This is a genomic window from Nitratireductor arenosus, from assembly GCF_009742725.1.
Taxonomy (GTDB): Bacteria; Pseudomonadota; Alphaproteobacteria; order Rhizobiales; family Rhizobiaceae; genus Mangrovimarina; species Mangrovimarina arenosa.
Map to the genome: position 1 here is coordinate 800631 of NZ_WPHG01000003.1, position 12786 is coordinate 813416.

At 66.7% G+C, this 12786-nt stretch carries 11 protein-coding genes; 4 read left to right on the forward strand and 7 right to left on the reverse strand.

Annotation, left to right across the window (positions count from 1 at the left end):
- Positions 1-7 precede the first annotated feature (7 nt).
- The 3 genes from GN330_RS15785 to acnA are packed head-to-tail and all read right to left on the reverse strand — an operon-like array spanning position 8 to position 4471.
- Positions 8-1366, reverse strand: a complete 1359-nt coding sequence (locus GN330_RS15785; RefSeq protein WP_197435193.1) for a dihydroorotase — start codon at positions 1364-1366, stop codon at positions 8-10.
- On the reverse strand, positions 1363-1764 hold the full coding sequence (locus GN330_RS23510; RefSeq protein WP_210252324.1) for a nuclear transport factor 2 family protein: 402 nt from the start codon (positions 1762-1764) through the stop codon (positions 1363-1365). Before GN330_RS23510 ends, GN330_RS15785 begins: the two co-directional genes overlap by 4 nt.
- Positions 1754-4471, reverse strand: a complete 2718-nt coding sequence (gene acnA / locus GN330_RS15790; RefSeq protein WP_156713616.1) for an aconitate hydratase AcnA — start codon at positions 4469-4471, stop codon at positions 1754-1756. The genes GN330_RS23510 and acnA overlap by 11 nt, the downstream gene beginning before the upstream one ends.
- A 147-nt stretch (positions 4472-4618) precedes the next feature.
- On the opposite strand from acnA, the gene GN330_RS15795 reads away from it, so the two are divergent.
- Together GN330_RS15795 and GN330_RS15800 are read left to right on the forward strand one after the other, a co-directional pair.
- Positions 4619-5290, forward strand: coding sequence for a GntR family transcriptional regulator (locus tag GN330_RS15795; protein ID WP_156713617.1), 672 nt, complete (start codon positions 4619-4621; stop codon positions 5288-5290).
- On the forward strand, positions 5287-6234 hold the full coding sequence (locus GN330_RS15800) for an isocitrate lyase/PEP mutase family protein (protein ID WP_156713618.1): 948 nt from the start codon (positions 5287-5289) through the stop codon (positions 6232-6234). The genes GN330_RS15795 and GN330_RS15800 overlap by 4 nt, the downstream gene beginning before the upstream one ends.
- Before the next feature lie 193 nt (positions 6235-6427).
- On the opposite strand, the gene GN330_RS15805 is transcribed toward GN330_RS15800, so the two are convergent.
- From GN330_RS15805 to GN330_RS15815, 3 genes are read right to left on the reverse strand one after another with little or no spacing between them, the layout of a single operon-like run.
- The gene (locus tag GN330_RS15805) at positions 6428-7963 is read right to left on the reverse strand and encodes a tripartite tricarboxylate transporter permease (protein ID WP_156713619.1); all 1536 of its coding nucleotides are present in this window, start codon (positions 7961-7963) and stop codon (positions 6428-6430) included.
- Positions 7964-7965: 2 nt separating this feature from the next.
- The gene (locus GN330_RS15810; RefSeq protein WP_197435195.1) at positions 7966-8406 is read right to left on the reverse strand and encodes a tripartite tricarboxylate transporter TctB family protein; all 441 of its coding nucleotides are present in this window, start codon (positions 8404-8406) and stop codon (positions 7966-7968) included.
- A complete protein-coding gene (locus tag GN330_RS15815; protein ID WP_246188697.1) occupies positions 8399-9250 on the reverse strand; it encodes an SDR family NAD(P)-dependent oxidoreductase in 852 nt (283 codons plus the stop codon). Before GN330_RS15815 ends, GN330_RS15810 begins: the two co-directional genes overlap by 8 nt.
- A 309-nt stretch (positions 9251-9559) precedes the next feature.
- Here GN330_RS15815 and GN330_RS15820 point away from each other — a divergent pair, with 309 nt between their 5' ends.
- Entirely contained in the window at positions 9560-11002 is a 1443-nt protein-coding gene (locus GN330_RS15820) for an FAD-dependent oxidoreductase (RefSeq protein WP_156713621.1), read from the forward strand.
- A 1-nt stretch (position 11003) separates the two neighbouring features.
- Positions 11004-11963, forward strand: a complete 960-nt coding sequence (locus GN330_RS15825; RefSeq protein WP_197435196.1) for a tripartite tricarboxylate transporter substrate binding protein — start codon at positions 11004-11006, stop codon at positions 11961-11963.
- Positions 11964-12092: 129 nt separating this feature from the next.
- On the opposite strand, the gene GN330_RS15830 is transcribed toward GN330_RS15825, so the two are convergent.
- Entirely contained in the window at positions 12093-12761 is a 669-nt protein-coding gene (locus GN330_RS15830; RefSeq protein WP_156713623.1) for a TetR/AcrR family transcriptional regulator, read from the reverse strand.
- Between the last annotated feature and the right edge of the window lie 25 nt (positions 12762-12786).

Sequence of the window (12786 nt, forward strand, 5' to 3'; positions counted from 1 at the left end):
GGTCCTCTCAGGGCTCGCGGTGGAGGTAACGCCCGCTCGCGCCTCGCGCGCCGGCAAGGACGCCGTCCTCCACGAGAATTTCGCCGCGCCGGATAGTGTGGGTCACACGGCCGCGGAGGCGCATGCCCTCATAGGGCGAATAGTCGGAATGGGACGGATAGTCGGCCGCGCGCACCGTGGTGGTGGCGTCCGGGTCGACGATGGCGAAGTCCGCGTCGTATCCCGGCGCGATCATCCCCTTGCCGGGCAGCGAATAGAGCGTGGCCACATTGCGCGAAACCGCCGCCGCCAGGCGCTCGATCGCAATGCCGCGCTTGTGGTGGCCCTCCTCGATCAGCACCGGCAGGATCTGCGCCAGGCCGGGAAAGCCGGCGCTCGCCGACCAGATGTCAGGCCCCTTTGTGGCGCGCTTGCGCGGAACGTGGTCGGAGCCGATGGTCGCGATCTCGCCGGTGCGCACGCCTTCCCACAACCCGTCGACATCGGCCTGCGGGCGCAGCGGCGGATTGACCTTGCCGATCGGACCTAGCGGGCTGTCGCGCGTCAACGACAGATAATGGATGCAGGTCTCGACATGGATCGGCGGTCGCCCCGGACGGCGCAACCGGCGCACGATCTCCAGGCTCTCGGCCGACGACATATGGACGATGTTGACCGGACAGCCGGCCTTCTCGCCGAAAAAGGCGACGCGAAAGACGTTTTCGGCCTCCAGGAAGCCCGGCGACTGCTCGTCCCACGCCGCCAGGTCGTCGCGCCCCGCCGCTTTCAGCGGTTCGCGGAACAGCGGGATCACCTCGGTGTTTTCGCAATGGACGCCGACGACGCCGCCTTTGATGCGCGCACCCGCCTGCAGCGCTGCATAAAGCAGCGCGTCGTCGACCTCGGTAAAACCCTTGGCCGCGCCGGTGGCGCCCTTGTACATCAGATAGACCTTGACCGAGGTGACGCCGAAGCGCTTGGCAAGCGCCGGCAACTCGGCCACGTGGCGGCGCGAGGTGACGCCGAAATGCAGCCCGAAATCGATCGCCGAGCGCGCCTCGGCGGCCGCCCGCCACGGCCCGGTCGAACTGCCCAGATCGTCGTGTCGCCAGAAGCTCAGCAGCCCCGTGACCCCACCGAGCGCGGCTGTCGCGGTTTCGCTCGACCAGTCGTTTTCCTTGTCGCCGAAGCCGATATGGGTGTGCGGATCGATCACGCCGGGCAGGATCCAGCGACCTTTGCAATCGATCACCCGCCGGCCTTGGGCCTTTTCCGCGGCGTCGAGGATGGCGCAGATCCGCCCGTCGCGTACACCGATGCTGCCGGTGCGGACGCCTTCGCCCGGAAAGACGATCTCACCGCCCTTCAAAACCAGGTCGAATGTCAAGATACGGCCTCTTTCTGCATCGACAAGATCCGTTCCCCGGCATCGTTCCACACCTCCTGGCGCACGATCTTTCCGTCGCGGATGTCGAAACGGTCGATGAAGCGGATGTCCTTGAAGGCGCTTCCGTCGAGCCATTCGCCGTAGAGCGTGCCGGTCACCAGTGCCTGGATGGAGCCGTCCTGTTCCCAGGCGCAGCTTTCGCCGATCGTCTTGCGCACCACGCGATAGCGGCTGCCCGAATTGGCGACGATCTCGTCGATCGAGCCGAACCGGCGGTCGCCCGGAAACACCAATTGCGCGCCGTTTTGGGCGACGAGGCTGCGCGCGGTGTCGAGATCGCGTTCTTCCATCGCGGCAAGATAGGCAAGGGCGAGCTTGCGGCCGTCTTCAGGTGTCATCATGTCCTCCTTGGTCCGACGCGATGCGTCGCGATTCCAGTCCTGCCATCAGTGAGGCGAACAGACCGCCATTTTGCAACAGCGCGCGCTCGTGGCTGCTCGCCACGTCCACCCGTGCCGAAAACCTTGTTTCGCCACCGGCCGTCCGGGCCGTCACAGTGACCGGGCGATCCGTCTCGACTGCGGCCCGCAGACCGTCGAAATCGTAGGTTTCGAAACCCGACAGGCCGAGCGAGGACGCGCTTTCGCCGTCGGCGAAGGTCAGCGGCAGGATGCCCATGCCGATCAGGTTGGCGCGGTGAATACGTTCGAAACTTTCCGCCACGACCGCCCGCACCCCGAGTAGTTTCGGCCCCTTTGCCGCCCAGTCGCGGCTCGATCCCATGCCGTAATCGGTGCCGGCGAGCACGATCAGCGGCACGTTCTGCCGGCGCCAGCTTTCGGCCGCCTCGAAAATGGTCACCGGCTCGGCGTCCGGCGCCGTGCGTGTCATGCCGCCTTCGCGGCCGGGTGCGAGCAGGTTTTTCATGCGCTGGTTGGCAAAGGTGATGCGCGCCATGAAGTCGTGATTGCCGCGTCGCTGGGTAACGGCGTTGAAGTTGTCGGGCTCGACCCCGGCGGCGATCAGGAAGCGTCCGGCCGGGGTGTCGGCCAGGATCTCGCCGCTCGGCGTGATGTGGTCGGTCGTCAGCGAATCGCCCGCCCGTACCAGCACGCGCGCGCCCTCGATCCGGTCCGGCAGCGCCTCGTGCGGCCCGTCGAAGAAGGGCGGCCGCCGGATATAGGTCGAGGCCGGGTCCCAGGCAAAGCGCGGCCCGCTCGCCGTTTCCAGCTCGTGCCAAAGCGCGGCCCCGTCGAACAGCGTTGCGTAGCTGTCGCGGAATCGGCCCGGCTGCTGGCTGGTCGCCACCAGGCGCGCGAGTTCCTCGCCGTCGGGCCAGATGTCGCGCAGATAGACCGGCGCGCCGTCCTTGCCGGTGCCGAGAGGCTCGGTCTCGAAATCGACGTCGACGCGGCCGGCGAGCGCAAAGGCCACCACCAGCGGTGGCGAGGCGAGGTAGCTTGCCCGGCAGGTTTTGTGGATCCGGCCCTCGAAATTGCGGTTGCCCGACAGCACCGCCGCCGCCACCAGGTCGTTGCCCAGCACCGCCTCGGCAATGTCGGCGCGGATCGGTCCGGATTTGCCGGAACAGGTCGTGCAGCCGTAGCCGACAATGTGGAAGCCGAGCGCTTCGAGCGGCGTCATCAGCCCGGCCTCGGTGAGATAATCGCGCACCAGCCGCGAGCCGGGCGCGAGCGAGGTCTTGACCCAGTCGGGCACCTGCAAGCCGCGCGCGACCGCGTTGCGGGCCAGAAGCCCGGCGCCGATCATCACCGACGGGTTGGAGGTGTTGGTGCACGAGGTGATCGCGGCGATGGTGATCGTGCCGTGGCGCAGCGGCGCCTCGAGCCCGTCGATCGTGACGGTATCGTCGAGCCGTTCCGGCGCGAGGCCGAACCCGCCCGCGTCAACCGGCTTGGCGAGGACGTCGCGGAAGGCGGATTTGACTCCCGTCAGCGGCACGCGGTCCTGCGGTCGTTTCGGGCCTGCCACGCTGGGCGCGATCTGGCCGAGATCGATCGTGACGGTCTCGGTGAATTCGATCGCCTGGTCGTGCTCCTCCACGAACAGCCCGGATGCGCGCGCATAGGCCTCCACGCGCCGGACATGGTCAGGCTCGCGGCCCGACCGCGTGAGATAGTCGATCGTCATGGCGTCGATCGGGAAGAAGCCGATGGTCGCGCCATATTCGGGCGCCATGTTGGCCAGGGTGGCGCGCTCGGGCACGGTCAGCGTGGCGACGCCGAGGCCGAAGAATTCGACGAACGCGCCGACCACGCCGACTTTGCGCAGCCGCTCGGTGACCGTCAAAACCAGATCGGTGGTCGTCGCTCCGGCCGGTAGCCGGCCCGTCAGCCTGACGCCGATGACGCGCGGGATGCGCACCACATAGTCCTGACCGAGCACGGCCGCCTCGCCGTCGATGCCGCCCACGCCCCAGGCGAGCAGACCGAGCCCGTTGACCATCGGCGTGTGGCTGTCGCAGCCGAGCACGAATTCCGGTCCGGTGATCCGGCCGACACCGGGCACGTCCTGCTCCTCAACCACACGGGCGAGCTTTTCCAGATGCACCTGGTGGATGATGCCCGCGCCGGGCGGCACGACGCGCAGGCGCTGAAAGGCCCGCTGCGCCCATTTGAAGAAGGCGTAGCGTTCGCGGTTGCGCTGATATTCCTTTTCGATGTTGCGGGCCTCGGCGTCGGGCCGGCCGGCGACATCGACGATCAGCGAATGGTCGACCACCAGCGTGACGGGAACCATAGGTTCGATGACGGCGGGGTCTCCACCGGCCTCGGCAACCGCATCGCGCGCCGCGGCGAGGTCCATCAGCACCGGCAGTCCGCTGGAATCGGGCAGGATCACGCGCGACACCCTGAGCGGAACAGTCAGTTCCGCCGCGCCCGGTGTCCAGTCCAGTATCTTGCCTAGCGGCTCGGCAACGTCCGCGCCCCCGAGCGCCTGGCGCGCCACGTTTTCAAGGACTATGCTCAGGCTTGCCGGCAGGCGTCGCGGCCGATCTCCCGCAAGCGCGTCGAGCGCGACGCATTGCGCGGCCTCGCCGTGTGGTCCTTCGAAGCTTGCAAGTGGTATCTGGCGCACTGTCACGATCCGACCTTCCTGGGAAAAGGAATATGGATCGACCGAAAAAGTGTCAACACTTTTGCCGGAACGCTCTTGAAGAATTCACTAAGCTTAGCTATCCCTTGGATCAATCTGGGTTTCGGACCAAAAGTGTCGACAGGAGGAAGCGTCTTGCCGGAACGCGAACAGTCTACCCTGGTCGACCGGGTCACGAGCAAGATTTTCGAGATGCTTCTGTCTGGCGAGATACCGCTGGGCGGGCCGGTCAACGAGGCCGCGCTCGCCGAGCTTCTGTCGGTCAGTCGCGGCCCGGTGCGCGAGGCGGTCAAGCAGCTCCAGGGGCGCGGCCTGGTCGTCAAGGAACCTTATCTCAAGGCACGCGCGGTCGCGCTAACGATCCCCGACATGGTGGAGATTTTCCAGCTCCGCGAGGCGGTGGAGGGCATGTCCGTGCGCCTGGCCACGCAACGCATGAGCGATGCCGAGCTCGACGATTTGCTGGTGGCGTTCTCCGACGCCAAAAAAAGGAGTGACGGCGTTTCTCTCGACGTGCATGTGCGCATCGCCGAGGGCAGCGGCAATGCCCGCATCCGCGCGCTTTTGTGCGACGAGCTTTATTATTTGCTGCGTCTTTACCGCGCGCGCTCGGGCAACGCGCCGGGCCGGCGCGAGGATGCCTTCGCCGAGCACTGGCAGATATTGCGGGCGATGAAGGCGCGCGACGCGGACCTCGCCGAATCGCTGATGCGCGCGCATATCGGTCGGGCCACCCAATCGCTCCAGGCGCTGCTTGAAACCGAAGCGCCGCCCTCGAGCGGCACCGAAGAGAGGAAAACCGGATGAGCTCTGAGCGACAGCAGCAGGCAACGCACGTGCGTCGGATGCGCGAGTTGATCGCGGCGGACGGGATCATCGTGTCGCCAGGCGTGTTCGACGGCTACAGCGTGCGTGTGGTCGAGAAGATGGGCTTCAAGACCGCCTGTACGACGGGCGCCGGCCTGTCGAATTCGCGGCTCGGCGTGCCCGATGTCGGCATTATGGGGCTGACCGACAATGTCGAGGCTTGCCGGATGATCGCGCGCAGCGTCTCCATTCCCGTCATGGCCGACGCCGACACCGGCTATGGCAATCCGGTCACCGTCTATCACACCATCCAGCGCTTCGAGGAGGCCGGCGTCGCCGGCGTCAATATCGAGGACCAGGTCAGCCCGAAACGCTGCGGCCACATGACCGGCAAGGACGTGATCGACATGCGCGAGATGGCGCGCAAGATCGAGGCGGCCTGCGACGCGCGTAAGGATGATGATTTTGTCGTTCTGGCCAGGACCGATGCGATCGCCGTCGAGGGCATCGAAGGCGCGATCCGTCGCGCCAGGCTCTATGCCAAGGCCGGCGCCGACATGATCTTCGCCGATGCGATCGCCGGCGAGGAGCAGATCAAGCGCCTGGTCGACGCCGTCCCGGTACCGGTCTCGGTTAATATGGGCTTCGGTATCCGCAGCCGTCCGACGACGCCGCTGGTCCCGATCCGTCGGCTGGCCGAGCTCGGCGTTAAGCGCGTGACCCTGCCGCGCATGCTGCCCGCGGCCGCTTTGATGGCGATGGAGAACGCGCTTAATATCCTCAAGGCATCGATCGCCACCGGCGAGGTCGTCGACCGTCCCGACCTGCTGGTCGGTATCGACGACATCTGGGAGCTGATGGAGCAGCCCCGGATCAAGCAGATGGAAAGCCACTACAACGATCTCAGCGGCGTCGTCGTGCCCGAGGAGCGCGCCGCTTCCTGAGGCAATCGCCGTCCGTAGCGTCTTGCCCAGGCGGCCCGCAACCTCGGCAAAGCCCGTTTGCAATGGCGCCTCTCTGCGGCGCCATTGCCGTTTCGGGGGCTGCCGATCGCGCCCTTGCTGCCCGGTTTGCCGCGGCGGATGAAAGCCGGCCGCGCTCCGCCTGCTCGTGACCCGCCGATATCCGGCGCCGGCTTTATTCGGCGCTGGCGCTTTCCTGGCTCTTCTTCGCGGCGGCGCTCTTGCCGAACCGCGCCTTCAGCGACGGCAGCAGCATAGCTACGAACAGGATCGCCGCGGCAGCGAGGAAGGCCGCGCTGATCGGACGGTCGATAAAGGTGGTCAGGTCGCCGCGCGAGAAAAGCAGCGCGCGCCGGAAATGCTGCTCGATCATCGGTCCCAGGATGAAGCCCATCAGGAGCGGCGCAGTCGGGTACTGGAAGGCGTTCATCAGATAACCGACAATGCCGAAGACGATCACCATCAAGACGTCGAACGGGCTGTTGTTGACGCTGTAGACGCCGACGCAGATGAAGAAGGTGACGGCCGGAAACAGGATGCGCTTGGGGATCGTCAGGATGCGCACCCAAATCCCGATCAGCGGGATGTTGAGCACCAGAAGCATCAGATTGCCAACCCAGAAGCTGACGACCAGGCCCCAGAACAGATCGGCGTGCTCGGTGAAGAATTCCGGCCGCGGCTGGATGCCGTGGATCATCATCGCACCCAGCAGCACCGCCATCGCCGCGTCGCCGGGAATGCCGAGCGCCAGCGTGGGAATGAACGCGGCCTGGGTCGAGGCGTTGTTGGCGGCCTCCGGGGCGGAGATGCCTTCGATCGCGCCGCGGCCGAACCGGCTCGGGTCGCGCGCCACCCGCTTTTCCAGCGCGTAGGACAAAAACGCCGCCAGCGTCGGTCCGGCGCCCGGCAGCGTGCCGATGAAGGAGCCGATGCCGGCGCCGCGAATGGCGGGCTTCCAGCATTGGCTGAGATCTTTCCGCGTCGGCACCAGGTCGCGCATTCGAACCTTCTGCAATTGCGAGGCGTCGCGCTCCGGGGTTCCGGCGTTCTTGAGGATCTCGGCCACGCCGAACAGCCCCATCGCCATCGCGACGAGATTGAGCCCATCCTGCAATTCCAGGATGCCGAAAGTGTAGCGAAGCTGTCCGGAGGTCGTGTCCATGCCGACCATGGCCAGCATCAACCCGGCCACGACCGAGGCGACGCCCTTGAGTGGATTGCCGAGCGACATAGTCGCCGCTGCGATCAGGCCCAGTAGCATGATGGAAAAATATTCGGCCGAGGAGAATTTGAGCGCCATTGCGCCGAGCGCCGGGGCGAAGCTCATCAAAAGCACGATCGCAAAGCAGCCGCCGAAGAAAGAGGTGAGCGTCGTGATGAACAGCGCGACGCCCGCGCGTCCCTGCTTGGCCATCGGGTAACCGTCGATCGCGGTGACCGCGGTCGTCGAGGTGCCTGGCAGGTTGAGCAGGATCGACGCAGTCGAGCCGCCATATTGCGCGCCGTAGAAAATGCCGGCGAGCATGATCAGCGCCGCCATCGGTTCCAGGTGGTAGGTGATCGGCAGGATCATTGCTACCGCCGCGAGCGGGCCGATGCCCGGCAACACGCCGATGAACATGCCGATTGTCACGCCGAGGAAGCAGAACAGCAGCGCCTCGGCCGTTATCGCCGTTTCGATGCCGAGCGCCAGTCCGGAAATCAGGTCCATCGTTAGCCTCCCAGCATCGATAGCGGAATCTTGAGACCGACGATAAAGACCAGCCAGCCGAAAACGCACAGCCCCGCGGTGAGCAGAAGCGCGGAGCGCCATGTCGTTTCCCGCTCGACCATCGCGCACAACACAACCAGGATCGCCGTGGCCGGCAGGAAGCCGATCCGGTCGACCATGAGCGCCCAGGCCAAAATGCCGCCCAGGATCATCACGAAGGGCCGCAGCCGCAGTACCACCTCCGTCTTTTCGGCCGTGCGGCTTTGCCAGGCGAGCACCGCGCCGAGCCCGATCAGGAGAACGCTCAGCGCGACCGGGAAGAAGCCGGCGCCCATGCGTACCACCGTGCCCATCGGATAGCCGAGGGCGATGATCAGGCAGCCTATGCCGAGCCCGATCAGGACCAGTGCGGCCTGCAATTCGTTGCGGTTGAAATCAGACATGCGGCCGATCTCCGATGGGCGCGGCGGGGGCGGTGAGGCCGGCGAGTGACAGGCCGCCGCAATGATAAAGGGTTTGTCCGGTGATCGCGCCCGCTTCTTGCGATAGCAGGAAGCAGATCGTCGCCGCGATTTCATCGGGCGCGATCAGGCGGCCGAGCGGGGGCAGGGCGACGGGGGCGGCGGCGCGTGCCTTGTCCTTCAGTTGCGGCGTGTCGGTCGGGCCTGGCGCCACGGCGTTGACGGTGATGCCGCGCGCGACGCAGTCGAGCGCAAGCGCGCGCGCCAGACCTTCGGTTCCCGCCTTGGAGGCCGAATAGAGGCCGCGGCCGCTGCGTCCCTGCGAGGCGCGGCTCGACACCAGCACAATCCGGCCGCGCCGGTCGGGCATGCGCGGCAGCAGCGTTTCGGCCAGCCGTTGCGGCGCCGCCACATGCAGCCGCCACAGCCTCGCCCCGAGATCGCCACGGGTGTCCGGGTCGTCGTCCGCCCTTAGGATGCCGGCTGCGTGCACCAGCCCCTGATAGCGCTCGCCGGCGATCGTGGAAAGGGGCGCATCGAGCCCCGTCGCTGTGGCGAGATCGGCGCGCAAGTGCTGGTATCGGGGATGTGAGAGGGCGATATCGGCGGGCGCGATGTCGATGCCGTCGACGAACCAGCCCCGGTCGAGCAGCCGCAGGGCGACCGCGCGACCGATCCCCGAGGCCGCCCCGGTAACGAGAATGCGGTCGGTTCCCGGTGTCCTTGTAGTGTCGTTGTCGGGCATGATCGCCACATTTTCCAGATCGTTGCGGCGTCCGATCGCCTGCGGTGGCGACAAATTTGCGCGGTGGGCTTGTACTGTCAACAGTCTTGCCGGCCTATCAAATCCGCGCATTGGGTCGGCTCTGACCCAACTCTTGCGCTATCTATTTGTTTATACATTACTTTTATGAGAAGTGAATATGAAGGCACGGATTTTTCGATGAAATCAAAAACCGTTTCGTACCGCGAGGGGGGGCAAAACTGTTGACTTAATCATAGCTGCGCTCAATAGTGTCGACACTTTTACGGGGTGAGACCGATGGCGAACACGCTGACGAAGGCCGTTGTGGTGGCCAGGACGCGTTCGAATCGTCAACGGTCGGCACACGGTCAGTTCCGCGAAGGGAGTGCAATGGCGACCGACGTCGACGCCAGGGTGGATGTGTTGGTGATCGGTGCCGGGGGATGCGGGCTGGTGGCCGCGCTCGCGGCGGATCGGCTTGGCGCCAGCGTCGCCATCGTGGAAAAGGCTCCCGTCTGCCAGGGCAATACCGCGCTGTCGAGTGGCTCGATCCCGGCTGCGGGAACCAGGCTCCAGCGTGCCGCGGGCGTGGTTGACACGGCCGAAACCTTCGCACGCGATCTGGCAATGGTCGCCGGGCCGCATGACGCGTCGCATTTGGTCGGTGTGCTCGCGGCGGTCTCCGCCGAACTGATCGACTTCCTTATCGATGATACCGGTCTCGAGCTGGATCTCGTCACCAAATACAAACATGTCGGCCATGGCACCCATCGCCTGCACGCCCCGCCGTCGCGCCGCGGCGCCGATCTGATAGGCGGCCTCGAACGGGCGGTGGCGCGGCGGGATATCCCGCTGGCCTTCTCGCAACCGGCCACGGCGCTGATCGACGACGGCGCGCGGGTCTGCGGCGCCGTCGTCGGCACCCCCGCCGCGCCGTCGCGCATCGGTGCCGACGCCGTTATCCTCGCCTGCAACGGGTTTGCCGCGCGCGCCGACCTTCTGGCTCATCACTGCCCCGGGGCGACCGGCGCCATCTATGCCGGCTCGCCGCACAGCGCCGGCGAGGCGCTCGAATGGGGGCTCGCGCTTGATGCCGGGACCGGCAATCTCGGCGCCTATCAGGGCCATGCCGCCATCAGTGTTGAAACCGGCGCCTTGATGACCTGGACGCTGGTCGAGCGCGGCGCGATCGTCGTCGACGGTCGCGGTCGCCGCTTCGGCGACGAAACCCTCGGCTATTCGGCTTTCGCTGATCTCGAGCTTGCCGGCACCGGCCCGTTCCATCTGGTCTACGACGCCCGCATCGCCGAGGACGTGGCGGCCGGCCAACCCGACTTTGCCGCCGCCTGCGCCATGGGTGTCGCCCGGAGCGCCGGCTCTCCCGGCGAGATCGAGGTCGCGACGGGATTGCCTGCAGGGGCGCTGGCGCAAACGCTTGCAGCCGCGCGTGCGGCCGCGCGCGGCGAGGCGCCCGACGCGTTCGGGCGCCTCGCGTGGGGTTTTGGGCCGCTCGGTGCCGCACTGCGCTACAGCGCGATCCAACCAGCCTGTTTCCACACCCAGGGCGGTCTGATGGTCAACGGCCATGCCGAAGTGATCCGCAAGGACGGAACCGCCATCCCCGGGCTTTACGCCGGCGGCGGCGCGGCGGTCGGGATCAGCGGGCGCCGTGGCGGCGCCGGCTACGTGTCGGGCAACGGCCTCTTGTCGGCGCTCGGTCTCGGTTTCATCGCCGGGCGCGCAGCCGCTGCCCGCCTGGTGTCGCCGTCCGCCCCGCCGAGGCTGGCCGGCCGGTACGATGTCTCCAACCAATCCATTCACAACGGAGGATGATATGAAGACCATATTCAAGACCCTGTTGGCCGGGGCCGCGCTTGCCCTCGGCCTGGGCGCGGCGAGCGCCCAGAACTTTCCCGAGCGCGCCGTGACGATCGTCGTGCCCTATTCGCCAGGCTCGACCGACACCATGGCCCGCACGTTGGCCGAGGACATGTCGCAGGCGCTCGGCCAGCCGGTGGTGGTCGAGACCCGTCCCGGAGCGGGCGGCACGGTTGGCGCGTCGGAGGTGGTCAAGGCCGATCCGGACGGCTACACGCTGTTGATGGCGGTGAGCTCGGTCCAGACGGTTGCGCCGCACCAGCGCGAACTGCCCTACGGGTTCGGCGATCTGAAGCCGGTGGCCCGCGTCGCCGTCGGTCCAAATGTGATCGCAGCGCGTTCCGGCGCGCCGTTCAAGACGATCGAGGAGTTTATCGCCTATGCGCGCGATAATCCCGGCAAGGTCAGCTACGGCAGCGCCGGCACCGGCGGCGCCACCCATATCGCGGCCGAGGCGATCGCCCGGGCTGCCGACATCAAGCTGTTTCACATTCCCTTCGGCGGCGTGACGCCGGCGATCGCCGCGACGATCGCCGGTGATGTCGACGTCGTGCTCGGCTTCGCCTCGGCGATCCTGCCGCGCGGCGAATCGGGCCAGCTCGTGCCGTTGGCACAGCTCTCCGAAAAGCGCGCCTCGCTGGCGCCGGACCTGCCGACCCTGATGGATGCGGGGGTTGATCTGGCCCTGCCGCCGAATATCGGCCTGTGGGCGCCGGCAGAGACGCCCGACGACGTCGTTGCCGCGCTGGCGGACGCCGCCGAGAAGGCGGCCGGAGGCGAAACCTTTCAGAACTTCGCCAAGAAGGCGCTGGTCGAGATCGATTATGCCGGCCCGGCCGATTTCGGCGCCGTGCTGAAGAAGGAAGACGCCTTCTTCGCCGAATTGCTGCCGACGATCGATTTTTCGCAGCAGTAAAGCCGGCACCGATCTGACGTATCCGGCGGGGTCTCCTTCGGGAGGCCCCGTTTTCGTTCAGGCATCGTTTGCGTCCGCCCGTGCCGCACTGCCGGACGCACACCCGCCGGTTCCCTCGCCGCGGTCTTTTCAATCGTCGTTTCGATCGAGGCCGTCGAGTATCAGGTCGAGGCCGACCGTGAACTCGTCGCCATAGGCGTAGCCCGGCTGCAATACGTGCTCGCGGGTCATCTCCGCAAGGTGCGGATAGGTGTCGGCCGGCAAATGCTGCAGCATGGTCTCGGCCAGTGCCGCCAGGTCGTCGGGCGTATCGAAGGGCAGGTTCAATTCCTGCAGCACGAAGCCGTAAATATAGCTGTCGAGTACGGAATAGGCATGCGCGGTCCGGGCGACCGAAAACCCGTTCGCGCGCAGGCAGCCGATCACCGCGTCGTGGTGGCGCAAGGTCGCCGGGCCCGGATTGCGGCGCGAATCCAGCAGACCAAGCGCCCAGGGGTGGCTGCGTAGCATGGTCCTGGCCGCGATCGCCCGCGTGCGCATGGCGGCCTTCCAGTTCTCGTCCGCGCGCGGCAGGCTGATCTCGCCGAAGGCGAAATCGACCATGGCGTCGAGGATCGCGTCCTTGTTGGCGACATGGTGGTAGAGCGACATCGCCTCGACCCCCAGCCGGTCGGCCAGCTTGCGCATCGACAGCGCCGCGATGCCGTGCGCATCCGCTAGCGCGACCGCTTCCCGCACCACACGTTCCCGTGTGAGCCGGCCCTTTTTTCGATCGGTTTTCGCGCTCGGTGCAGCCATCGCCGGTTTCCAGTCCTTGACAACC

Excerpts from the sequence above, each read along its gene's own strand:
- GN330_RS23510 (WP_210252324.1), bottom strand. The coding sequence starts at position 1,764 with ATGACACCTGAAGACGGCCGCAAGCTCGCCCTTGCCTATCTTGCCGCG.
- GN330_RS15800 (WP_156713618.1), top strand. The coding sequence starts at position 5,287 with ATGAGCTCTGAGCGACAGCAGCAGGCAACGCACGTGCGTCGGATGCGC.
- GN330_RS15805 (WP_156713619.1), bottom strand. The coding sequence starts at position 7,963 with ATGGACCTGATTTCCGGACTGGCGCTCGGCATCGAAACGGCGATAACG.
- GN330_RS15810 (WP_197435195.1), bottom strand. The coding sequence starts at position 8,406 with ATGTCTGATTTCAACCGCAACGAATTGCAGGCCGCACTGGTCCTGATC.
- GN330_RS15820 (WP_156713621.1), top strand. The coding sequence starts at position 9,560 with ATGGCGACCGACGTCGACGCCAGGGTGGATGTGTTGGTGATCGGTGCC.
- GN330_RS15825 (WP_197435196.1), top strand. The coding sequence starts at position 11,004 with ATGAAGACCATATTCAAGACCCTGTTGGCCGGGGCCGCGCTTGCCCTC.
- GN330_RS15830 (WP_156713623.1), bottom strand. The coding sequence starts at position 12,761 with ATGGCTGCACCGAGCGCGAAAACCGATCGAAAAAAGGGCCGGCTCACA.